This is a genomic window from Rhizobium sp. BK313, assembly GCF_014193655.1.
GTDB lineage: Bacteria > Pseudomonadota > Alphaproteobacteria > Rhizobiales > Rhizobiaceae > Rhizobium.
The window spans coordinates 196777-219524 of the sequence record NZ_JACHZQ010000008.1 but is presented as its reverse complement, the minus strand read 5'-3'; the positions used below and the strand labels follow the sequence as shown (position 1 = coordinate 219524).

Sequence of the window (22748 nt, the reverse complement as noted above, 5' to 3'; positions counted from 1 at the left end):
GCCCGTCCTGACATTTCCGAAATCATCAGGCTTGTCGCTGACGCGACAGGCGTAGGGGAACCTTGGCATGAAAAACCTTTCCATCGTAGGCAAGTTTGCCGCGCTTTTGGCAGTATTCGGAGTATTCACTCTCGGTGTCGCCACCTATTCTGCAAGCCAAATATCGAAGATAGACGAAAGCTACACCGATCTCTTGAGGCATGACTCCATTGCTGCGCTCGCCCTCGGCAAGGCCGACAAGGCTTTCGAAAACGGTCGGGCAGCGATTGGCGATCTTCTGATGCTGACAGACGATGCCCTCAATGCCAAAGCGATCAAGGAACTGAAGGACGCGCACGACGCGTTTCTGGGCGACATGGACCGCGCGGTCGCGGCCGCCCCACAAGAGGCAACACTTGTTGACCTCAAGGCTGCGGGGCTGAACGTGCTTGACAATGTCTGCAAACTCACCATCCAAAAAGCGATGGTCGCGACAATTGCCGCGGATGTCGCAGCCTCGCAGGCAATATTCCTCCGCGATTGTCAGCCGCAATTTCCGGCATTGAGCGTCAAGATCAGCGAAGCGGCAAAACGGCTCGAGGACCAGGTGGGCATCAGAAACCATGATCTCTCTGACCTCTCTCAGGATACCATCCGCATGACCTTCGCCATCATCGTCGCGGGCCTGCTAGTGGTCATGACGGCCTCATTTTTCGCAATCCGGGCTTGGCTCGTTCAGCCGATCAAGCAGCTGGCCGCAACGATGGTGCAACTCGCGAATGGCGATCTTGCCGTGCCTGTAGCAGGCGCGGATCGGAAGGACGAGGTCGGCAGCATGGCCAAGGCCGTGCAGGTCTTCAAAGACAACGGTTTGCGAGCCCGCCAGGTCGAGGCCGAGGCGAGTGCAATGCGTGACCAGAGCGAGAGAGAACGCGAACATAACGCGGCCGTCCAACGCGCAAGGTCTGAGGAGATGGCAACGGCAACGTCGAATCTCGCCGGCGGCCTGCAGCGGCTTTCAACGGGGGATCTCACCTTCCAGCTCAGCGAGCCTTTTGCGCGTGATTTCGAAAGCCTGCGCTCCGACTACAACGCGGCTGCCGATCAGCTGCGACAAACACTTGCCGCGGTTGCCGAAGCAACCGGCTCCATCGACAGCGGCACGAGAGAGATCAGTCTCAGCGCCGACGACCTTTCCAAACGCACGGAACAGCAAGCCGCGTCGCTGGAAGAGACTGCGGCCGCTCTCGACGAGATCACCACAAACGTTGCCAATGCCTCCAAGCGGACCGATGAAGCACGGTTGCTTGCAAAGCAGGCTAACGAAAGCGCCGTCCAGTCCGGCATCATCGTCGCCGGTGCCGTCGAGGCCATGCATAAGATCGAAAACTCATCGCAGCAGATTTCCAGCATCATCGGCGTCATCGACGATATCGCATTTCAAACCAATCTTCTCGCCCTCAACGCGGGCGTGGAGGCGGCGCGTGCTGGCGAAGCGGGAAAGGGCTTCGCTGTCGTGGCTCAAGAGGTCCGTGAACTGGCGCAACGGTCGGCGCAGGCGGCACGGGAAATCAAGGAGCTGATCCGCAATTCTTCGGTCGAAGTCGAAGGAGGCGTGAAGCTCGTCAGCCAGACCGGGGACGCGCTGAAGACCATAGAGAGCTATATCGTCGAGATAAACCGGCACATGGAGGCAATCGCCACTTCGGCGCGGGAGCAATCAATAGGCCTTTCGGAGGTCAACATGGCGGTGAACCAAATGGACCAGGTCACTCAAAAGAATGCGGCGATGGTAGAGGAGAGCAATGCGGCGAGCGCAACCTTGGCTACGGAGGTCGGTCGCCTTCGTTCGCTAGTTTCTCAGTTCCGGCTGGAGATGACGGAAGCAACGCACGCGGTTCGTAAGACGGGCGACAATGCGCTGGCTATTGGACCAAAACTTGCGTGGTCAAGGCGCCTGTAAGGTCATCTGGTGCAATTGCGATCAAGCAGGGGTGAGTATTGACAAGCCGAAAACGCCGTGAGGCAGGATGAACCTTCTCGAATCTCGCGCGCTGGATGTGAATCGGTACCGAAGGCTGACCGCCGCGACATGAGCGTAAGGTTTTGAATTAGAGACAAAAATAGAAAACTGCGTGGGTCACCATTGGCGCCGGTGTTGATCCCACCAATGCTAAGAGTTTGGCATTTAAAGACGCCGCGCAGAGAGCTGCCACCGCCAATTGGTCTGATGCTTCTACGAAGCACTGGTTGCCCGCCCTACGGCGAGCAACTACTGTTATGACTGCCGTAGCGTTTTTCTACCCGAGCATTTGGGCTCGGCGCCCGCTTTATATCGAAAGTGAAAAAGGGGAAGTGGTCTTCATGCGAAAGCGAATTGGCCGTGAGCTTCCACCATTTGTAAAATAAAAGAGGTCCAACCGTCGCAGGCTGGACCTCTTTGGCAGATTAGGCTGCCTTCTCAGCGTTCTGGTTCACGACGTTTGTCGCGATCGCGGTGAGGGCGGTGTCCGTCGCCTGTTCCTCGTCTAGCGTGGTCTGCAGGAGTTTTGCGGCGTCCTTCATGCCAAGTTCAAGCGCCCAAGTTCTCAGCGTGCCGTAGCGCGACAGCTCGTAGTGTTCAACGGCTTGGGCTGCCGCGAGGAGACCGGCGTCGAGAGCAGGTGTGTACAACAATCCGATCTTCCGTTGTGCCTGATTTAAGCCGCCTGTGCAGCAGTGGCCGGATCGGATCGATTGGTTCAGGTTCAACTTCCATTCAATTTGCCCCATGCATTAAATAAGACGACAGCATTGTTTGCTAGAATCGGCCCCGGCTTAGAAATGCATGCAGCGCCGGCCCTCCGAAGCCGCCCGGCGCTGCAGTGACGAGAGTTTGTCAGGCTGCGGAAATCCGCCGAAGCTCCTGGCGGATCTCCTCGGAATGTTCTCCGAGCGTCGGGGGCGGAAGGAATTCGACCGGAACATTGCCATCGATGGTGATGGCGGGGCGGATGGTGCGTACCTCTCCTTCAGTCGGATGCACCGCCCTGATTTCGAGGTTCATGAACTTTGCCTGAGGGTCTTCGAGTGCCTCATCCAGATCGTAGACCGGCGCACAGGGAACATCGTTAGCGACGAGAGCGTCGAGCCATTGTTGCCGGGTCTTGGCGCGGAACAGCAAGGCAAGTTCGAGCCGCAGCGCCTCGTGATGGTCGACGCGATCCATGCGGGTGGCAAAGCGCGGATCGGCGGCGAGCTGCGGATGCTCCGTCGCAGCGACGAGGCCGGTCCAGAATTTTTCAGGCGAAGACAGATGCAGGGCCACTAGCTTGTCGTCGGCGCAGGCGAGCACATAGGACTGCGATACCGCGGCACGGCCGTAAGGTCCCGGCGTGACGCCGGAATTGAAGTAGTTCGAATAGGGCTCGATGGAAAAATGCGTCATCGCTTCCAGCATGGAGACCTCGATCAAGCGCCCTTTGCCGGTGATTCCACGTTCGATAAGCGCCGCCATGATGCCGTTGGAGGCATAAAGTCCGGTCACCGCGTCGGCGATCGCCGGTCCCATGACCTTGGGAGCCGCGGGATCGACCAGCATGTTGAGGAAGCCGCTCATCGCCTGGGCGACGGTGTCGTAGGTCGGCCGGTCAACATAGGGGCCGCCGCTGCCGAAACCGCTGATCGAGCAATAGATCAGCTTCGGGTTGATTTTCATGAGTCGTTCGGCGTCGAGACCCAGCTTCTTTGCAATGCCCGGCCTTGAATTCTGGATGAAGACATCAGCGGTCGAAAGCAGCTCATCGAAAACGGCAAGATCGTCCGTTTGCCGCGTGTCGAGAGTGATGCTCCGCTTGTTCCGGTTATAAGCCTGGAAATGCGGACTATAGAGACCGCCGCGAAAGCTGCGGAACGGGTCGCCGCCATCCGGCCGCTCGACCTTGATGACGTCGGCCCCCATGTCGGCAAGCAGCATCGACGCATAGGGACCAGTGATGAAACCGCCGCATTCAAGCACGCGAATTGAACGGAGAGGCTTTTCGTTCGCCATTGAATTTATTCCTTGTCTTCTGTTTTTGATGCGGGGCCGTCATAGGCCACGTGTTCCTCGCCAATGCTGGAGAGGGCGAAACCGATGGGACGATCCATTTCCTCCAGCAGATGGGCGAGAAGGCTTGCTGTTCGGCCGATCAACGGAATGCCTTTGAGCGCTCTCATCGGAAAACCGACATCGAGCAGCACGGCGGGAATGGCGCCAGAGACATTGAGAGGCAGGTGACGGCCATAGACATCAGGCACGGCCTCGACGACGGCGATCAGCGCCTCGCAATGGCGTCCGAACGTGCGTCGTTCGCGCGCATAGGCGAGCAAGCGTGTCGAGCGCGGATCTTCTTGCCGGTGAACCGGATGTCCGAAACCCGGGAGCGGCGACTTCGTCGCCCTGAGTTCGGAGACATGCTCGCGCACGATGGTCCGCAGGTCGCCTCCCGTCTGCTCGACCCGGACCACGATGTCAGCCAGCATGCGGCCTGCGACTTCCGAGCTGCCCAGAATGACGGAACCACAGCCGAGGAGGCCGGCCGATACCGCCCCGTGCAGGGCTTCGGGGGCGGCCGCAAAAGTCATGCGCGCCGCCTGCACCGATGGCACGAGGCCATGCTCGGCAAGTGCTACGAGACAGGCGTTCAATATCGCCGACTGATCGTCGGAAGGCTTTTCGCCGGCAATCAGCAGAAAAGCATAGTCTGTGAAGGAGATCTGCCCGATAAGATCGGCGCAGAGATCGTATCCGCGAACGGTGATACGATCGGGCTCGACATGGGCGATGGCGGACGAAGGTTGGAGACGGGTCATCGGCATTTCCATTTTTCGTATAGCGAAAGTTTATTCGTTATACGAATTATCGGATAAGCTCTTGAAAGCTGTCAAGGGAGGACTGGTATCGAAACCAGCGGAAGTTCAGAGAAAGAATGGGCTTTACGCTCTTGCGTTGCCGTCGAGACATCGACGCTTCTGCGCGATTATGTGAGTATCGCCAAAGACTTCGCCGAAGGAAGCGGTCTGGCGATCCTTGACATTCCGCGCTGCGAAAATTAATTCACTGGGCGGAGATTACGGAGATCACATTGGAACTATCCCCCGAAAGTCCCGATTTCGTGACGGCGCTTGCCCGCGGGATAGAAATTCTTCTGGTCTTCAGCAGGGAAAAACCGGAGCTGACGCTGAGCGAAGTCTCGGCGCTTGCCAATGTCGCGCCCGCCACGGCGCGCCGGTCGCTTTTGACCCTCCAGGCGCTCGGCTATGTGAGGAGTCACGGCAGGCGCTTCGTGCTGACGCCCCGGGTTCTGAAACTCAGCGCCTCGTTCCTGTCGTCGATGAACCTGCAGGAGGTTGCGAACCAGTATCTGCAGGACGTGGTCGACCAGACGGGCGACAGTTCCTCCGTTGCCGTCCTCGATAGCGGCGAAGTGCTCTATATCGCCTCCGTCTCCTCGAAACGCTCCGTCCGCCTGACTGCGGGTCTCGGCACGCGCTATCCCGCCTATGCGACCTCGCTCGGCCGTGTCCTCCTCGCCTATCTCCCCCCGGATCGGCTGGATCGATACTTCGCGGAAACCGACCTTCGCAAGCTGACCGAGAAGACGGTGACCGATCCGACAGAGCTTCGCGCGATCTTGGCTGAGATCCGCGCCGCCGGCGTCGCCAGTATCCAGGACGAGCTCGATTATGGCGTCGTTTCGGTTTCCGTCCCGGTGTTTGCCGAGAGTGGCGCCGTCGTTGCCGCCGTAAATTGCTCCACATCCCCTTCGCGGATTTCGCGGGAAGAAATGCTCGCGAGCCGGCTGCCGCTGCTGCAAGTGACCTCGCGCCAGATCTCGGAGACGTTGCGGCACAATCCGGCGCTTGTTCATTCCGTGCTCGGCTACTGACGGCGGAACCGGCCGCCACCGCAGGCATCCTCGGCAGGCCTGCCTGTCGTCACACCCACCTCTTCGTCCCCGAAAGACAGGCAGTCTGCCAGCTACGGGTGGCGGTTTGCGCAACGCAATTTCACGGCCAGTTGACAAACCCGACTCATTGCCGCAACATTCGCACTACGAAAACTTTTTCGCTATACGAAATATCCGCGGAGGCGGTGTTTCGCGGAGCCGGGAGCGTATGGTCGGAAAATAGCGACACATCCGGCTTTCGCGGATCTATGAATGTAGTTTTTAGACAGGGAGGATTTTTATGGCTGCCCCCATGACCAGAGTCGCATTTGCTGCGACAGTCGGTACGACAATCGAGTGGTACGATTTTTTCATCTATGGTACTGCCGCCGCGCTGGTGTTCAACAAGCTCTTTTTCCCGCAGGTGGATCCGTTGATTGGCACGCTGCTGGCGTTCGGCACATCGGCAACGGGCTTTCTCGCCCGCCCGCTCGGCGCAATCGTCGCCGGTCATTACGGCGACCGTGTCGGCCGCAAGGCGTTGCTGATGATCACGCTGGTGTTCATGGGCGGCGCGACCTGCCTTATCGGCCTGCTGCCGACCTATTCGTCGATCGGCATTTTTGCACCCATCCTCCTTTTGGTTCTGCGTGTCATCCAGGGATTTGCCACGGGCGGAGAATGGGGCGGAGCGGCGCTGATGACCGTGGAGCATGCCGGCGATAAACGCCGCGGATTATGGGGAAGCCTCATCACGGTCGGCATCGTCCTAGGGCTGGTGATCGCCTCCCTCGTCTTCAATCTCTTCACCCTGCTGCCGGATGCCGCCTTCATGAGCTGGGGCTGGCGCGTTCCGTTCCTGCTGAGCGCAGTCCTCGTCGTCATCGGCCTTTATATGCGTCTGAACATTGCGGAATCGCCCGAGTTCAAGAAAATGGCGGAACGTGGCGAACGCGAAAAACAGCCGATGATCGCCGCTTTGCGGGAATGGCGGAGCATTCTGACGATCTTCCTCATTCGCACCGCTGAGAATTTCAGCTTCTACATTTTCGCAGCCTTCAGCCTGACCTATGTGTCCGGCGTGCTCGGTTTGCCAAAGACGATCGTCCTCAATGCCGTCATCGTCGCCGCTCTCGCTGAATGTGTGACATCGGTGCTGTTCGGCCTGCTGGCGGACCGAATCGGCAGCAAGAAGGTCATGCTGATCGGTCTGACGATCCAGTTGCTGCTGGCATTCCCGTTCTTCTGGCTTCTGGAATCGAGGTCGCCGGGCCTGATCACGCTGGCCCTGACGCTCGGTTTCGGCCTTGCCAATGGCGCCATCTCTTCGGTGCAGCCGGACTATTTCGCGCGCTTCTTCACTGCGAATATCCGCTACAGCGGCATCTCGCTCGGTCGCGAGGCGGCGACGGTCATCGGCGCCGGATTGGCGCCTGTCATCGCCACGGCACTGGTCTCGTGGTCAGGAGCTTCGTGGCCGGTCGCGCTCTGCATGGGCGGAACAAGCCTGCTTGGCCTTGCGGCGGTCATTTTTGCCGGCCACAAGGGCGACGTTGCCGATCATCATGGGCTCTCCCCCCTGGAAATATCCGGCCAAATTCGCAAGGCTTGAGACTTCCGCCATTTTGGCAGGAGCCCGCCTATCTCGGCTCCTGCTGCCCTTTCTCCTCAGAGCATGAATACCGTCGTTAGCTAGAGGTTGCTGGCAGTCGCGAGGCTTCCAGAAAGGTGGCTAGGAACAAGGGCCCTCTCGACCGACCGAACTGTGCACAGCAGCGGGCCCAGGGACTTACAAAACACTTGACTGCCATGGAGGAACCGGCCGTGTGATGTCGCAGATCGGTGCAGAGCCGACAGGTCCCTCCAGCGCAGATGCGATCGTCGCGCGCGGATCAGCGTCATGGCGTCACGTGGATGGCCGAGCGGCAAACGGCCGCTGCGGGTCGCTTCGGACGTGATCTTTCACAACGCAGCCCTCTCTCATTTTTGACGCTTTTACTTAGCAGTGCCACGAGATATAATTAGTAATTGCTAAAATTAAGTTGAAGCGTCAAAACAAAAAACCTCCGTCTTCGCGCCGGGGGATGAACTAGGGGGGCGAACATGCTTAGCGGGTTCAGCAAGGTCTGTGCGGTAATCCTTTTGTCCGCGAACTGCGCTTTCGCCCAATCTGATCCGATAGAGCCTAAGGCGGGAACGTGGAAAACGTGGGTAATTACGTCGGGCAAAGACTTCCGAGTACCGCCCCCACCGGATACTTCCGCGACCGAGTTGCGGCAGCTCCGTGAACTTCCTGCAGCAAACGATGCGCAGGTCGCCGCCAAGATCAAGTTCTGGGACGCCGGCTCGCCCGGCTATCGATGGATCGACCTGGTCAACAACCGTCTTCTCGCAAACCAAACGATCCCCAATGCGCACCGCGTCTATACCTATTTGACCATCGCGATCTACGACGCCACCGTCGCGGCTTGGGAGTCGAAATACTTCTACAATCGCCCCCGCCCAAGCGAGGTGGATGCGACACTGCCGACTGCGCTGCCCACCCCTCGGAGTCCCGCTTATCCATCTGAACACGCGGCAGTCGGCGGAGCCGCCGCGACCGTTCTTGCCTATTTCTTCCCAGACGAGGCGTCGTCGTTCCAGGCGATGGCCGAAGAAGCGGCGCAGTCGCGTGTCCTTGCGGGTGTCCAGTTCCCAAGCGACTCTTCCGCTGGCCTGGAACTGGGGCGACGTGTGGGAGAGCAAGTGATTGCGCGGGCAAAGGCCGATGGGTCCGATGCCGTCTGGACCGGAACGGTCCCGACCGGTCCGTGCATGTGGGTCGGAGACAAACCCGCCAATGTGACCATGCCAAACTGGAAGCCGATCCTGCTCGAGGCACCCAATGAATTCAGACCGTCCGCTCCGCCCGACTGCAAGTCCGCGGTTGTGAAGGCTGAGACGGATGCGGTCCGACAGTTTGATCGAAAATTCCCCAACAACTACAAAGCGTTCTACTGGCAAAGTCCATCCGGCCTGTTTACCAGTTGGTATGACTACGCAAGCAAGTGGATGTTCGAGGACAAGACGGACTCGAACCCTCCGCGCGCCGCGCGGGCTTACGCGTTGCTCGCAACGGTCCATTTCGACGCATTCATTGCAAGCAACGACGGGAAGTTCGCTTATTGGTATCTGCGGCCCAACCAGCTTGACCCCAGCATAACTCCGCTGTTCGCGGTGCCGCCCTTTCCCAGTTATCCGTCGAACCACTCCACGCTCTCGACTGCCCGGTGCGAGGTTCTTGCGTACCTATTCCCCAGCCGCGCGGAGTTCATCCGCACAGTCGGCAAGGAGGCGGGAGATTCCCGCATCTGGGCCGGCATCCACTATGAAATGGACAACCGGGCCGGTGTCGCACTTGGCAAAGCGGTCGCGGCGAAATTCATCGAGCGGGCAAAAAAAGATGGGGCAGACTAGCGGAAGGGTGGAGGCTTATTTGATACGATCTCGTACCGTCTGCAATTGTGCCTATCGCAGTTGGTCGAGTAATTTCCTCGCATCGACGAGAGCGCGAGGTTCCGAGATCTCAAATTGTGCCGAGCAGATATCGGCGGTGGGTATTCTCATGAGATAGCAGGCGCGAAGTCTACTACCGAATTCACAGTCCCCCGAAGCTGCGGTCAGGTGCGGCTCAGGATCAACGTACCGCCGGTCCTCACCACTACTGGACGGGCAGTCAGCGGATGACAGCCAGCGCCTTCTCAACTGCCGTAATCCCAAGCGAAGGGTTCTCGGTCGAACGTACCCTTTCCTCCTTAGCCGTCGTACGTGGCGGCAAAGCTTCTTAAACGATGCGGATGCGGCGTGTCACCTGGCCATTGCTTTCCCAGTATGTGTGTTTTTTGGCGATCAACGGATCGTCCATTGCCGGTTGAATCTGCCCCGTGGTACCGATCGCGCGTGAGGTCACAGTGTGTTCTCCAGGAGAGGGATTTGCCCAATCCAAGGACCAAATTTTCCAAGCGTGTTCGGCCTCCTCACTGTGATCAATGACCGCTGGTTTCCAGGGCCCTTGATCGATTCTCACTTCGACCCGGTCGATCGGTGCTCCCCAGGCCGCGCCAATAATGCGGTAACCTGAGTCTGTCCGGGTGACTTTGGCGGGTGCGGACTTTATCAGGGCTCGGCCGACTGAGGTCTCGATCCACCTGGTCTCGCCGTTGTGCTCTTCCTCCCGGATGGTGACATAGTCGCGGGCCATCAGCAGGCTCATAAAACGGGTGTCGCGAACCTCGATGGCCTTCAGCCACTTGACGTTGGCGATGCCGTACCAGCCCGGAGCAATCAGCCGCAGCGGGAAACCATTGGGCGTCGGCAGCGTCGCGCCGTTCATTTCATAGCAGAGTAGATTGTCGGGGTTCATTGCATCGGCGAGCGACATGCTACGAGCGAAGTTCTGTTGCATCTTCATGTCGCGTATTTCGACGTCGCCTCTGTCGGTGCCGAAGAACACAACCTCGATGCCATTATCAAGGATGCTGGCTTCCTTCAGAATCGGCGCAAGCGGCGTGCCTGCCCAGCGGGCATTGCCGATGCCGCCGGTGAAAAATGGGAAACCGTGGTTGCCCGAGCATTCCACTGTGAAAACGACCTCCTGTCGCGGTCGCGCCTTGATGTCAGCGAGCGTCAATTTAAACGGCTTCTTGACCAGGCCGCCGATATCGAGGGACCACGATTTCTCGTCAATCGTCGGTCGATTGAAATGCGAGATGCTGAAGAACTTGTCATTTGGAGTTATGAAGGTATTCAAATCTTCCCAGACGAGCTGCGTCTGGATACCGGCCGGATTAGGGTTTTCCGTCGGCTGATCGAGCCATGGAAGGACCTTCTCGCCGGTCTGCGTCGGAAAAGCGTTGACCTTCGAAGCGTATAGACCCGCGATTGCGGCGAGAGCCGCACTTCCTTGAACAATAAATTCTCTGCGTTGAAGATCAGGCATGTGTTTCCCTCCGGACGCCATCCGGAACGGACTGCAATGCGCCTTAGGTGGTAGCCTAAAGGACGGATATGCAACGATTTTTCCCCACCCGGAAATGCCCGAACGAAGTCAAGCGTCAGCTTCGCATATCAAACATGCAGCACCGGACGACTTCTACTTTGCCTCGTATCCTCAATGTGCGTGATTGCTAAATAATAGTCCATAGTCGTGGACAGAATATCCTGACGCAAACTCGCTGCAATGAGATCGACGAGCTTCTCGTGCTCGTCGACGAGACACAGAACGCCGCTTCGCTTTTCCTAAAGCGACTGGATAAGACAGACGCGTCGCATCAGCAACGTCAGCATCCGCGCCAGCACCGCATTGCCGGCGGTCTCGGCAAGCAATACGTGGAAATCGCCCGCGATACGGTTCATCTCTGGCCGCAAATTATCGAAGACGTCGCGCTCGGCAAGCAGATGATCCCGCAGCCGGGCGATATCGGCTGGCGTTGCGCGTTCGCAGGCGAGACGGACAATGATCATCTCGAGGTTTTTGCGCGCCTCGAAGACGTCGCGCGCCTCGGCGATTGTCGGTCGCGATATGAAGGCACCGCGATTGAGCTCGATCTCGACCACAGCCTCGTCGCGCAGACGCTCCAGCACGCGACGGACGCGGGAGCGGGGTACGCTATAGGTGGCTGCGAGCTTGACCTCGTTCAAATGTTGGCCCGGTCTCAGGGTCTTGTCGATGATCGCATCCACCAGCCGGTCGTAGAGCAAGTGCTCTTCCGGCCTCTGCCCCCGCGAACTCTGCACGCTTTCGCGGGCACGGTTTTGGCAGACTTAACCGAGGAGAACGGGGAGGCGCAATGGTCTAAAATCGCGGAGGCTCGCGGAAACGGCAGTTCTCAGCTTTCGCCGCAACGGACGATTGCCGCAATCGGCGCCTCGCCGGGTGCACATTGATGCTCCGTGCCGCCGGAAACGAAAATCGCCGGATCGCCCGTCACCGAGGCAATCACGGCTCCCAGGGCGGCGCGCGCGTGGCGCTCGTAATTGATGTCGGCATCTGACAGCATCGTGTTGCGCCAGCCGCGCAACCGACCTGTCGGGCTTGCCTCGGCCTTGGCGAAAATGGCGGCGATCCCGGCCGACGATTCTCCGGCATTTTCGATGGCCGCGCGGACGCCAGCCGCATCGATCACGTCCTTGAGGACGGCATGGCCGATGCGGAAGTCGCTGGCCGCGCCCGGCGCATTGCCGAACAGCAGCACTTCGCAGGCCTTCAGTTCGCCGCCTGCGGAGGTCGACGCAACGGCCGAAAACTGATCGAGCTTCCGTCCGATCATTGCGTCGGAGAGCTGCGATTCCTCGACCTCGCCAAGCGCAAGCGCAACGCCGAGGCCCATGGCGCCGCGGGCATAGACCTTCGAACCGTTCGGGTCGCGCGTCACCACGGCAACGCCGCGGCTGTCGGCATCCGATATGGCCGCACCCGTCAGAAGCGGTCCCTTCACTTGCACGTAATGGACATCTGCCGGATTGACGACGCCTGCTTGCCGAAAAGCCTCACGGACAGCGTCGGCAACCAAGCGGACATGAATCGTTGTGCCGACCTCTTCGGGTGAGAGCGCACGGGTCTCCGAGATGCCGAGCACAAGCCTTCGCTCGCTGCGCGCCAATGTTTCGTCCGTGCGAGTAAAAATCGTCGCGTGCGGCGAGAGCACCCCTTCGGTGCCGCCGGACCAGACAAAGGCGATGCGGCGGACGACGTCGTCGAATTCAACACCCAGTTTTTTCGCCAGAAGAAGACGAAAGGCGAGCGTCGCATAACCCCGCGTGAAATCGTTGGCACCGCCATTGCCTTCGGTTTTGCCAATGACGGCAACGATATCCGCCGGGTTAACCTCACCTGCGTCGATCAGCTTTTCGAGTGCGGTAACATCGTCGGGCGATGCCATTGCGATCTTGTGGACACCGATTTTCATTGTGTGTGTACCATATTCAATTTGGCGCGAAGACGTAGACGGAATGGACCACGCCCATCGCAAGACTTGTATACCAGGCGACGACTGCCGCAAGTGTCACGACGATGAGCGCGATGCCCCGAGCGCTCATATGCGGCGCGTCGACGAATGTTCTCTGCGGATAGGCGCCAAAGGCGCGGCCTTCCATCGACATCACCATCATCGAAGCCTTGCGCAGGCTGCCGACGAGAAGCGGCATGGCATATCGCTTGGTTTCAAGGATGCGACCGGCAATGCCACGCTTTCGTGCGACGCCGCGCACGGCTTGAGCCGAACGGATGATCTTGATCTCCTCCTCGATCGTTGGAACGATACGCAGGGCGATGAAGAAGGCATAGGCGATGCGATAGGGAACACGCATCTGCGTGACCAGCGCGATAGCAAGATCCCGCGGGTCGGTGGTGCGCACGAAAACCATTGAGGAGAGGATGATGGTGTAAATGCGCAGAGCCGAGGCCAGCGCATAGTCGGCGCTCTCGGCATAGATCGGCTTCGAAAGGATTTGGAAGGCGACCGTTTGGCCCGGCAGTGTCAGACTCTGGACCACCAGGAAGCCAATGCAGGCAATGATGAAAAGCCATGTGCCGCGGACAATTTCCAACGGCGTTAGGCGCGCCAGAACGAGGGCGGTGAGGAGGACCGCGACCGCGATCGTGATCTGTATCCAGGCTATGTACGCGCCGAAGGCAAGGAGCGAGATCCCGATCAGCCAGGCGAACTTCGACAGCGGATCAAGCCGATGAAAGATCGAACGGCCTGCGCGGAATTGAAATGCGTTCTTGCTTCTCACAACACCCTCGCTTGCAACGTGGCGGCCAGGCAGGAAACCAGGGACTCCGATGACAGTACGGGGCGAAGTCCCCGACCCGGATCACGATCCGCCAGCCGGCGGCTCACCTCGTAGATCGGAGGAGCGAGCAGGCCGGAGCTTTCGAGCAGCTCCGCCTTGCCGAAAAGCTCGATCGGGGCGCCATCGAAGGCGATCTCGCCAGAGCGGAGCACCAGCGCCCGGTCCGCCCATTCAGCCACCAGCCGAACGTCGTGCGTGATCATCAGGATGGTCGTACCATAACGCTCGCGAAGACGGGTCATGAGGCCCATCAGCTGCTGTGCTCGTTCGTGATCCTGGCCGATGGTCGGCTCGTCGAGCACAAGAAGGCGCGGTTCGAGTACCATCATCGTCGCGACGCTGAGGCGCCTGCGTTCCCCAAGGCTTAGGCTGAATGGTGAACGATGTCGGTAGCGCGCGAGATCAACGATCGAGAGTACATCTTCCACACGCCTCTCAACCTCGCTGTCGGCAAAGCCACGAACGCGCAGGCCGTAAGCGACTTCCTCATCCACCTGATCGGTAACGAATTGATGGTCGGGATTCTGAAAGACATATCCCACTTCCGCCGCGATCTCGCGCGCGCCGAGTTTGGCGATATCTCTGCCGTTGAGATCGATCGTGCCGACAGGCGCATCGTTGATGCCCACGAGCATGCGGGCAAGTGTCGTCTTGCCGGAGCCGTTGCGCCCGAGCAGGGCGACGATCCGGTTGTTTTCGAGTGCAAGGTTGACATTTTTCAGGATTGGGTTCTTGCGATCGTAGCAGAAGCGCAGCGAGCGGATCGAGAGAAGCGGCAAACCCAGAGGTTCTGCTGCAACGCTCGCGGATCTCGGATCGAGAGATTGTGTCGGCTGCATGATGTCGCAGAGAGCTACGGCCTCGCCAACGGAGAGGGGCACCTGATCACTCGCCAGCGGGCGCCCCGCAGCCTGGGAGAGAGCCATTGCGAACTCTGCGACCTGCGGAAACCAGCTTGCGGTCGGAACGACGCCGGCTTCTTCAGAATGGACGACGCGGCGAGAGGAGAATGCGGCGCGCGGCGCGCCGTCGAATACGATGGTGCCGCGATCCATCATGACGACACGGCTGACTTTATCTGCGAGCTCGTCAACGCGGTGTTCGACCATGATGATCGTCGTACCGTGCTCGCGATTGAGGCGCGCAAGCACGGAGAACACCTCTGCCATACCGGCGGGGTCGAGGTTCGCGGTGGGTTCGTCGAGCACAAGGAGGCGCGGACGCGCGGCAAGGACGGCTGCTATACTGACGCGTTGCTTCTGACCGCCCGACAATTCGAAAATCGACCGATCGCCGAAGTCCGCAAGACCGACAAATTCCAGCGCCCGGGACTGTTCCACCAGAATTTCCGGAGTAGGTCGGCAAAGATTTTCAAGCCCGAAGCAGACTTCGTCGCGGACCCGCGTATTGATGATCTGGGCGTCGGGATCCTGGAAGACCATGCCGACATCGGTTGCGAAGGATGCAACCTTGGTATTGGCCACCGATTTTCCGCAGATAGTGGCAGACCCCTGCAGTGTGCCGCCGAGAAGATGGGGAACCGAGCCGTTGAGAAGATGCAGCAGGGTGCTTTTGCCGCAGCCGCTCGGGCCAAGGATCAGCACGAATTCGCCTTCCCCGACTGTGAGGTCGACATTGTGGAGAACGGGCTGGGCTTCGCCCTCATAGGTGTAGGTGATGCCCGAAAGATCGACCAGATGACGCGCGCGGGATGCACCGCTCTCGCATTTGTCGCTGCCGGGTTCCGCGAGGATCGCTTGTCCGGCAGACTGGGGGGCCGGAGAGAGGGCGCGGTCAAGCGCACCCTCATCGGCGTGAAAGGAGGCGGTGCTCATCGATCAAGCCCGGGTCGGCTGGTTTGCGGCCACGACCGGAGATTGATCCTTGGCGATCGCCGTGCCACGGAGCACACCGGCCTTGGCAAGGCCGTGGGCGATCGGCTTGACGAGGATGATGGCGTAGACCGCGCCGCTGATCATGCGGATCACAAGGGCGAGCAGATTATAAGAAATGCCCATGTCGCCGACGCCGAAGAAATAGACTTCCGGAATTTGCTGAAGCAACGGGGCCAGGGCGCCGGAGAGGGCCAGAACCGACAGGGTCCACCGGCGATAGCCGTAGAAGGCGAAGCCAACGTCGGACATGAAGCCCTGCAGGAATCCGGCGCCGAGAACCATGATGCCGTTCGGATTGCCGGAAAGCACTTGCGCCACGCCGTTCATGGTTTCTGCGATGGTGGCCGCGCCGGGCTTTCGGATGATATAGCCGCAAAGCGGGCCGGCAATGTAGAAGCCGCCGCAGATGGCAGCAAATGCCAGGAAGCCATAGGCGCCGGAAAAGGTCATGAAGAACCGTCCGATCATGGCGTTCGGCGTGCCGAGAACGCCGTTGATGACGCCGATGATCGCCATGATGACGATCTCAAGCAGCGTGAACGCGACGAACGTCTTTCCGCCCTGTCCGCGATTGATGAAGAAGGCAAAGGCGGCGAGTGCGACCGCGATGATGGCGACGATGAGATAGATGAGACCGACGGACATGGTAGGATACTCCGCGAGTTGGGGGATCAGGCTCTCACACCTCCCTGACGGCGCCTGCACCCGCCAAAGGGATCATTCACACGGCAACCGTCTTCCAACTCTCGGGCCTTTGAAGCGGGCACCGGTCGAAGATGGGCGGCTAGATCTGGCGATCGACAATCGACTTCAACAGTGCGTCCGGGCGCACTCCGATGCCAAGCGCTACGGTGAGGGCAGGGTTTCCAACTTTTTAAGTGTAGTCACGCAGCCCCGTGAAGCTGACCGGTTATATACCCTGCCTGCAGCACTGAAATGCATTCTAAATTCAATTTTTACCGCAATGCAAGAAGATAAAGTCGGCAAATTGACGTTAATTTTTAGCCATTTTGCATTCAAATGAAGCATTTGGAAGTAATAAATCAAATTATAGGCATATTGCACAAAATATACATATGCATTGCATAAAAAGTCATCATTCGGCGGCGGCCGCCATGGCGTTTCGTCCACTCAGCGAATCGATAGCGGCCATGACGCCGCCACTCCTGATGGGAACGGCGGCGCTCGTAAGTCCCGCTTCGATCGCGGCGAGGGTGCCTAGAAGCGCAGCATCATTGAAATCTCCGAGGTGGCCGATCCGGAAGACGCGATCGGCGAGCCGTCCGAGGCCATTGCCAAGCGAAACGGAGGATTGGCTGAGGATCGTCGCGCGCAGAACGTCCGCCGAATAGCCTTCCGGCACAAGAACGGCTGTCAGCGAACTGGAATAATCATCCGGCTCGGCGCACCAGATTTCGAGGCCCCAATAGCGAACGCATGCGCGTGCGGCCGCCGCCGCCCTGTCGTGGCGAGCGAAAACCGCCGGGAGGCCCTCTTCCTCAAGCAGTTCAATGGCAACCTTCAGTCCCTGCAGCATGTTCGTCGCCGGGGTGTAGGGAAAATAACCTTTGCCGTTCATGGCGATCATGTCCTCCCAATCCCAGAAGACGTGCGGCAGCCGGGCGTTTTGGGCCGCTTTGCGCGCTTTTTCGGACACGGCGTTGAAAGAGAGGCCCGGCGGTAGCATCAGGCCCTTCTGCGAGCCCCCGACTGTGACGTCCACTTGCCATTCGTCGTGACGGTAGTCGATCGATGCCAGCGAGGAAATCGTGTCGACCATGAGGAGGGCCGGATGGCGGGCCGCGTCGAGGGCCTGGCGAACCGCGCGGATGTTCGATACCGCGCCGGTAGACGTTTCATTGTGGACGACCGCTACGGCCTTGATCTTGTGTTGACGGTCGCCGCGTAGATGGTTTTCGATCGCCCCGAAATCCGCTCCGCGTCGCCAGTCGCCGTGCAGGAACTCGATATTCAGCCCGAGGCGTGTCGCCATCGTCTTCCAAAGAGTGGAAAAATGCCCCGTCTCTGCCATGAGGACGCTGTCTCCCGGCGACAGCGCATTAACGAGGGCGGCCTCCCAGGCGCCCGTGCCCGATGCCGGATAGATCACAACATTGTCCTGTGTCCGAAATATACGCTTCATTCCCTCGATGACGCCGAAGGTCAGCGCCGGAAAGTCCGGCCCTCTGTGATCCACCGTTGGCTGGGCGATTGCCGCAAGAACCGGAAGCGGCACGTTTGTCGGTCCGGGGATCTGCAGGAAATGGCGGCCGGCTGAGCGCATCGATAACAAACCTTGTCTTGGTGGATGGCATTTTCAGAAATTGCATTATGAATGCTATTTTGCGGAAAACTGCAAGGCAAGGCTCAATAATGTCGTCAAAACATCCAAATTGCACTTTTAATTTCGGGAGATTTGTTTAGAAATACATCGAAAGAAAATCTCTCACCTGCGTGACTTGGCGCAGGCAATGCAAATTCGAGCGGTTCCAACGGTGTGAAACTGCATGCGATTGCTGGTGCAGCGGGAAGGAAGCTGGAGGGCGTGGCCGAGTGAATACCATAGACCGATATCAAGGTATCGTGCGCAAGACGCTGCATCATGAAGTCGTCGTAGACGCGTTGCGCGAGCTCATTCTGGAAGGCGAGTTGGAGCCGCGTTCAAGGATCAACGAAGTGGCGCTTTGCGAGCGTTTCGGAATTTCCCGGACGCCGCTGCGTGAAGCCATCAAGCTGCTGGCGGCGGAAGGGCTGCTGGAATTGCTTCCCAATCGCGGCGCGCGCGTGGTGGCACTTTCCGAAACCGAGATCAGCGAGATCCTGCAGGTCGTCGGCGCGCTGGAGGGGGCGGCTGGCGAACTGGCTTGCGGGTTGATAACAGAGGCGGAACTTAGTCTTATTGAGGCGGCGACCGAGGCAATGATCACGGCCTGGAAGGCTGGCGATTATCCGATCTATTTTGCTCGAAACCGTGAGGTCCACGATGCGATCATGGCGGCGGCACGCAATTCGGCGCTGCAATCGACTTATCGCAGCCTTTCCGGTCGTGTGCAGCGCGCAAGATTTTCTGCACACAAGACCGATGAGCAATGGGCACGCGCCATCGACGATCATCGTCTGATGGTCATGCTTTTGCGTCGCCGTGATGGCGCGGCGCTGGCCCAACTGATGCGTGATCATATCAAAAGCAAATGGCCGGTCATCGCTGCGGCTTACAGCGAGACGAAGCCGTTCAAGCCTGTCGATGGAAAGCACAGCCGCGCGGCGGAGAAAGCTAGCAAGGGGTAGGTCAGGCTGTGGCGAGGGATTCGACATTGGTCGCATTTCCTCTTGCGCCGATGAGAATTGCATTTCCAAAGGACAGACGTCTGACCTCTGTCCAGTTGTGATCGTTACTTCCCTTGGAGTTCGCCATGCAGGCAGGCGTGCATCGTTTCAGTCTCCCCGATCCAGGCGACGTTTCCGCTCTGGCTACGGCGATTGTCGAGGGAATCATCGATCCGGAGGCAATCATTGCGGTGATCGGTAAGACGCACGGCAACGGGTTGGTGAACGACTATACACGCGGATACCTCTCGCAATCTTTGTCGCTTCTGATCGGGCAGGCGACGGGCCAGCCACCCGAAACCGTTTGCAAGCGCGTTCCCTTCATCTTCTCGGGAGGCGTGGAGGGTGTGCTCTCGCCTCACTATACGGTTTTCACCGCATCGCCGGATACCGTGCCGTCGGCCCATAAGGCGCTGGCAATAGGCGTGGCGTTCACACCGGATCTCCGACCGGAAGAGGTTGGCCGGCAACGACAGATCGACCTGACCGCGGAGGCGGTTGCCGAAGCGATGCGAAAGGCGTCGATCGACGCTGCAGATGACGTGCATTTCGTTCAGGTGAAGGGACCGGCCTTTGCGCAGGCCGATATTGCTTCCAGTGTCGCGGACGGCCATCCGCCGGCGACGGACAATCCGGGCAAATTGATGGGCTATGGACGCGCCGCGTCGGCGCTTGGCGTCGGCAGGGCGCTCGGACATATAGCGGAGGAGCGCTCGGTTGCAGAAGCTGTCCTCAAGGACTTCAGCCTGTTTTCGCCCGTTGCCAGCATCTCGGCCGGTGTCGAGGTCAGATGCAACGAGGTTGTGGTGATCGGTCTCAGCCAAAAATGGAGCGGCAACCTGACGATCGCGCATGCGTTGATGGCCGACGCGCTCGATCTCTCCGGCATCCATGCGATGCTAGCGGAACTCGGTTTTGACCGCGGAGCACAGATATCCGCCGCCGAGAGCCGAAGGATAAAAGCGGCTTTCGTGAAATGCGAGGCGTCGCGCGACGGGCTCGTGCGCGGCAAGGCGCATACGATGCTGAACGACGGCGACATGGATCAGCAGCGACATATCCGCGGTGCTGTCGGCGCGATCATCGCCAGCGTGCTCGGCGATACCGCCCTTTTCGTTTCTGGCGGCGCCGAACACCAGGGCCCCGATGGAGGCGGCCTTGTCAGTCTTATTGTCGAACGCGCAGGGAGAAGTTGAGCATGGCAAGTCGCCAGCAGCGTATTGTCGTCGCCGGTGCGGGTATCGCCGGAAGTCTAATCGCGTCCGGTTTGTCCGGGCGGGAAGACGTCGAGGTAATCTGCCTGGAGCGTGTGGGTGCCACCGACCACATGGACGCCGGAACCGGCCTGAACATCGGTCCCAACGCCATTAAGGCATTGAAAGCTGTCATGCCTGAGCGGGCCGATGCAATCGTCAGCAACAGCCTGGCGTGGCAAAGCTGGTCGATCGCGCTGACCAGCGGTCGCAGTCTTATGAACCTCGCTCTGAGCGATGTCGCCGACAATGCCGGCATCCGCATCCGCTGGGCGGAGCTCTATGCGTTGCTTCGCAAGCCGCTCACGAACGTTATCCGCTATGGTGCCGCGCTTTCCTCTTGCGGACGCGACGGAAACGGGCTCTTCGTGACCTATCACGACAAGGAGGCGGCAGCTGATATCAGGATCGACAACATCGATCTCATAATTGCTGGCGATGGGCGATATTCGAGAATCCGAGAGCATTTCGTGTCAAAGGAGGAGCCTCGCTTTCTGGGTGTCTGCCTCTATCGCTTGCTCTTTCCCGCTGGAGCGGACTGCCCGATCGACGACTACGGTCAATGGTTCAATGGGCCGAACCGGCTTCTGGCATTCCGCGTTCCCGGCGATTTCGTCTATTGTGCGGGCTCGTTTCCGATTGGCGACGACGGTGTTGTCAGCGACGAGATGAAGACACCCGAATTTCTGCGCGGCGCTTATACCCCCGAGGGCGGAATGCTCTGCGCCGAGGCTGCCTATCTTATCAGCGCCCTCGAGCAATATACCGACCGCATCCATTGGGCCCGTCTTCAGGACGGCACGACGCGTTATGATGCCGGCGCGGGCGTCGTTCTTGTCGGCGATTCCGCCCATCCGATGGTGCCGACACTTGGACAGGGGGCAACCCAGGCCGTCGAGGACGCGTGCGTCGTCGTCGACGAGGTCCGACGAGCCCTGATGAACGGCGCGTCGCTGGAGGACATACCCGCTAGCGTTTCCGCACGCCGGACGGAGCGGGCCGAGTTCGTCGTTTCGTTCTCTCGCGACGCGACCGACACCATGCTGGCAGGCTCCGACCCGGTTGCGGGCACGCTGAAGAAGCTCGAGCCGGCGTTTACCTCTCGGCTTGAAAGACTGTACCGCGATGTGCCGGTGCCGCTCTCATGAACACGGATCTATGGCAACTCACGGCATCCGAACTCGCTAAGGGTTACCGCGCTGGCACCTTTACGCCGCTGGATGTCCTTTTTTCGATCGAGGCGCGCCTTGATGCCGTGAATTCCAAAATCAATGCGGTCGTCGCTGAGAACCGTGGTGCGTCTCGGGCGCAAGCCGAGGCCGCGACCGCTCGATGGCGATCCGTCACGCCGCTTTCGCCTATCGACGGCGTGCCGATGACTATCAAGGACAACCTCTTTCTGGCCGGCTTGCCGGCGACCTGGGGCAGCAGGCTCTACGCGGACAATGTGCCAACGGCGGACGAGGCACCGGTTGCAAGGCTCAGGGCTGCGGGCGCCGTGTTCATAGGCAAGACGAACGTTCCAGAATTCACCCTGCAGGGATACGCCTCGAACCTGGTCTTCGGCACGACCGGCAATCCCCACGCGCCTGACATGACACCGGGAGGCTCGACAGGTGGAGGTGCGGCAGCAGTGGCGGCAGGTATCGGCCCGATCGGGATCGGGACGGATGGCGGTGGTTCGCTCCGCCGACCCGCCGCCCATTGCGGCCTTTTTGCGCTCAAGCCTTCGATCGGACAAATCGCCCGTTATGGAGGCTTCCCCGAGATCCTTCTGGATTTCGAGGTCGTAGGCCCAGTTACCCGCAGTGCGGAAGACCTTGCCATGATCTTTCCCGTTCTCAAGGGTTATGATCCGACCGACCCGTCTTCGCTGTCGGGGCTCGCGCTGGCCCGACCTTTTCCGGAGCGTGCCCGGATTGCCTATCTGCCGAAAATGGGAACTGCGCCCGTCGATCCGGCCATTGCCAGCGCCGCGGATGCCTTCGCGGCAGAGCTGGCGGCGGCCGGACATCATCTCGTAACCATCGAAACCCCTTATGACGCCGAGAGCGTCGCTGCTGCCTGGGGCACCATTGCCGCGGCCGGACTGCACTGGCATCTGGATGCCGCCGGAACGCGTCAAGGCCTTGGCGCCAACGCGCTGGCGCTCGATGCGGTAGGTGCATCGCGCAGCGCGGGAGACTATGCGGCTGCGATTGCCGTCGCTCGCGCGGCGCGTTCCGATGCGGGTCGGCTGTTTTCCACCTATGACCTGCTTCTGTGCCCTTCGATTGCCGCCCTCGCCTGGCCGGCGGCTGAAGCCTATCCGCCGGAAATCGACGGACAGCCCGTCGGCCCGCGCGGGCACGCCGTGTTCACCGGCTGGATGAATGTGACCGGCGTCTGCGCTGTCAATGTTCCGGCCGGCATGACCGCGGACCGCGGAGGCATCGGCATGCAGCTCGTAGCCGCTGTCGGCAGGGATGCCGAACTCATCGACTTTGTGTGTAATTTGCCGGCTTTACGGACCTCTGGTCCGGTGCCGCTTTCAAGGAGACTCGACTGAC

Annotated in this window: 17 protein-coding genes and 1 pseudogene; 8 read left to right on the top strand and 10 right to left on the bottom strand. The window is 59.7% G+C overall.

Annotated elements, in window-relative coordinates:
* The first annotated feature begins 67 nt into the window (after nt 1–67).
* Nucleotides 68–1942 carry a methyl-accepting chemotaxis protein gene (locus FHT86_RS31455; protein ID WP_133710816.1) on the top strand — a complete coding sequence of 625 codons (1875 nt, stop codon included), beginning with the start codon at nt 68–70 and terminating at the stop codon, nt 1940–1942.
* 485 nt (nt 1943–2427) lie between these two features.
* On the opposite strand, the pseudogene FHT86_RS31450 reads toward FHT86_RS31455, so the two are convergent.
* The 3 genes and pseudogenes from FHT86_RS31450 to FHT86_RS31440 form a co-directional block, all read right to left on the bottom strand.
* Nucleotides 2428–2643 (bottom strand): annotated as a pseudogene (locus FHT86_RS31450) (ferritin-like domain-containing protein); the annotation flags it as partial.
* 214 nt (nt 2644–2857) lie between these two features.
* Nucleotides 2858–4009 carry a CaiB/BaiF CoA transferase family protein gene (locus tag FHT86_RS31445; protein ID WP_133710817.1) on the bottom strand — a complete coding sequence of 384 codons (1152 nt, stop codon included), beginning with the start codon at nt 4007–4009 and terminating at the stop codon, nt 2858–2860.
* Nucleotides 4010–4014: 5 nt separating this feature from the next.
* Nucleotides 4015–4812 carry a citryl-CoA lyase gene (locus tag FHT86_RS31440; protein ID WP_246779742.1) on the bottom strand — a complete coding sequence of 266 codons (798 nt, stop codon included), beginning with the start codon at nt 4810–4812 and terminating at the stop codon, nt 4015–4017.
* A gap of 272 nt (nt 4813–5084) precedes the next feature.
* Here FHT86_RS31440 and FHT86_RS31435 point away from each other — a divergent pair, with 272 nt between their 5' ends.
* The 3 genes from FHT86_RS31435 to FHT86_RS31425 all read left to right on the top strand — a co-directional run bounded on the left by FHT86_RS31435 (nt 5085) and on the right by FHT86_RS31425 (nt 9344).
* Complete coding sequence (locus tag FHT86_RS31435) at nt 5085–5888, top strand: IclR family transcriptional regulator C-terminal domain-containing protein (RefSeq protein ID WP_208116693.1); 804 nt, start codon at nt 5085–5087, stop codon at nt 5886–5888.
* A 313-nt stretch (nt 5889–6201) separates the two neighbouring features.
* The gene (locus FHT86_RS31430; protein ID WP_208116694.1) at nt 6202–7500 is read left to right on the top strand and encodes an MFS transporter; all 1299 of its coding nucleotides are present in this window, start codon (nt 6202–6204) and stop codon (nt 7498–7500) included.
* A 491-nt stretch (nt 7501–7991) separates the two neighbouring features.
* Nucleotides 7992–9344: a phosphatase PAP2 family protein gene (locus FHT86_RS31425; RefSeq protein ID WP_246779741.1), complete on the top strand. Its 1353-nt coding sequence runs from the start codon at nt 7992–7994 to the stop codon at nt 9342–9344.
* 367 nt (nt 9345–9711) lie between these two features.
* Here FHT86_RS31425 and FHT86_RS31420 read toward each other — a convergent pair whose 3' ends face one another.
* From FHT86_RS31420 to FHT86_RS31390, 7 genes are all read right to left on the bottom strand, one after another.
* Complete coding sequence (locus FHT86_RS31420; protein WP_133710820.1) at nt 9712–10866, bottom strand: sulfite oxidase; 1155 nt, start codon at nt 10864–10866, stop codon at nt 9712–9714.
* Nucleotides 10867–11165: 299 nt separating this feature from the next.
* Nucleotides 11166–11627 (bottom strand): GntR family transcriptional regulator, encoded by a 462-nt coding sequence (locus FHT86_RS31415; protein WP_166656972.1) that lies wholly within the window; start codon nt 11625–11627, stop codon nt 11166–11168.
* 128 nt (nt 11628–11755) lie between these two features.
* Nucleotides 11756–12835 (bottom strand): ring-opening amidohydrolase, encoded by a 1080-nt coding sequence (locus FHT86_RS31410; RefSeq protein ID WP_133710822.1) that lies wholly within the window; start codon nt 12833–12835, stop codon nt 11756–11758.
* Nucleotides 12836–12851: 16 nt separating this feature from the next.
* A complete protein-coding gene (locus FHT86_RS31405) occupies nt 12852–13664 on the bottom strand; it encodes an energy-coupling factor transporter transmembrane component T family protein (RefSeq protein ID WP_166656973.1) in 813 nt (270 codons plus the stop codon).
* The gene (locus FHT86_RS31400; RefSeq protein WP_133710824.1) at nt 13661–15559 is read right to left on the bottom strand and encodes an ABC transporter ATP-binding protein; all 1899 of its coding nucleotides are present in this window, start codon (nt 15557–15559) and stop codon (nt 13661–13663) included. Before FHT86_RS31400 ends, FHT86_RS31405 begins: the two co-directional genes overlap by 4 nt.
* A 3-nt stretch (nt 15560–15562) precedes the next feature.
* Complete coding sequence (locus FHT86_RS31395) at nt 15563–16264, bottom strand: ECF transporter S component (RefSeq protein ID WP_133710825.1); 702 nt, start codon at nt 16262–16264, stop codon at nt 15563–15565.
* 451 nt (nt 16265–16715) lie between these two features.
* Nucleotides 16716–17903 (bottom strand): alanine--glyoxylate aminotransferase family protein, encoded by a 1188-nt coding sequence (locus FHT86_RS31390; RefSeq protein ID WP_133710826.1) that lies wholly within the window; start codon nt 17901–17903, stop codon nt 16716–16718.
* Between the two features lie 269 nt (nt 17904–18172).
* On the opposite strand from FHT86_RS31390, the gene FHT86_RS31385 reads away from it, so the two are divergent.
* From FHT86_RS31385 to FHT86_RS31370, 4 genes are all read left to right on the top strand, one after another.
* Complete coding sequence (locus FHT86_RS31385; RefSeq protein WP_133710827.1) at nt 18173–18907, top strand: GntR family transcriptional regulator; 735 nt, start codon at nt 18173–18175, stop codon at nt 18905–18907.
* 125 nt (nt 18908–19032) lie between these two features.
* A complete protein-coding gene (locus FHT86_RS31380) occupies nt 19033–20142 on the top strand; it encodes a ring-opening amidohydrolase (protein WP_133710828.1) in 1110 nt (369 codons plus the stop codon).
* Between the two features lie 2 nt (nt 20143–20144).
* Nucleotides 20145–21347, top strand: a complete 1203-nt coding sequence (locus FHT86_RS31375; RefSeq protein WP_133710829.1) for an NAD(P)/FAD-dependent oxidoreductase — start codon at nt 20145–20147, stop codon at nt 21345–21347.
* Nucleotides 21344–22747, top strand: a complete 1404-nt coding sequence (locus FHT86_RS31370) for an amidase (protein ID WP_133710830.1) — start codon at nt 21344–21346, stop codon at nt 22745–22747. The genes FHT86_RS31375 and FHT86_RS31370 overlap by 4 nt, the downstream gene beginning before the upstream one ends.
* Nucleotide 22748 lies beyond the last annotated feature (1 nt).

Excerpts from the sequence above, each read along its gene's own strand:
- FHT86_RS31455 (WP_133710816.1), top strand. The coding sequence starts at position 68 with ATGAAAAACCTTTCCATCGTAGGCAAGTTTGCCGCGCTTTTGGCAGTA.
- FHT86_RS31445 (WP_133710817.1), bottom strand. The coding sequence starts at position 4,009 with ATGGCGAACGAAAAGCCTCTCCGTTCAATTCGCGTGCTTGAATGCGGC.
- FHT86_RS31440 (WP_246779742.1), bottom strand. The coding sequence starts at position 4,812 with ATGACCCGTCTCCAACCTTCGTCCGCCATCGCCCATGTCGAGCCCGAT.
- FHT86_RS31430 (WP_208116694.1), top strand. The coding sequence starts at position 6,202 with ATGACCAGAGTCGCATTTGCTGCGACAGTCGGTACGACAATCGAGTGG.
- FHT86_RS31425 (WP_246779741.1), top strand. The coding sequence starts at position 7,992 with ATGCTTAGCGGGTTCAGCAAGGTCTGTGCGGTAATCCTTTTGTCCGCG.
- FHT86_RS31420 (WP_133710820.1), bottom strand. The coding sequence starts at position 10,866 with ATGCCTGATCTTCAACGCAGAGAATTTATTGTTCAAGGAAGTGCGGCT.
- FHT86_RS31410 (WP_133710822.1), bottom strand. The coding sequence starts at position 12,835 with ATGAAAATCGGTGTCCACAAGATCGCAATGGCATCGCCCGACGATGTT.
- FHT86_RS31400 (WP_133710824.1), bottom strand. The coding sequence starts at position 15,559 with ATGAGCACCGCCTCCTTTCACGCCGATGAGGGTGCGCTTGACCGCGCC.
- FHT86_RS31395 (WP_133710825.1), bottom strand. The coding sequence starts at position 16,264 with ATGTCCGTCGGTCTCATCTATCTCATCGTCGCCATCATCGCGGTCGCA.
- FHT86_RS31390 (WP_133710826.1), bottom strand. The coding sequence starts at position 17,903 with ATGCGCTCAGCCGGCCGCCATTTCCTGCAGATCCCCGGACCGACAAAC.
- FHT86_RS31380 (WP_133710828.1), top strand. The coding sequence starts at position 19,033 with ATGCAGGCAGGCGTGCATCGTTTCAGTCTCCCCGATCCAGGCGACGTT.
- FHT86_RS31375 (WP_133710829.1), top strand. The coding sequence starts at position 20,145 with ATGGCAAGTCGCCAGCAGCGTATTGTCGTCGCCGGTGCGGGTATCGCC.
- FHT86_RS31370 (WP_133710830.1), top strand. The coding sequence starts at position 21,344 with ATGAACACGGATCTATGGCAACTCACGGCATCCGAACTCGCTAAGGGT.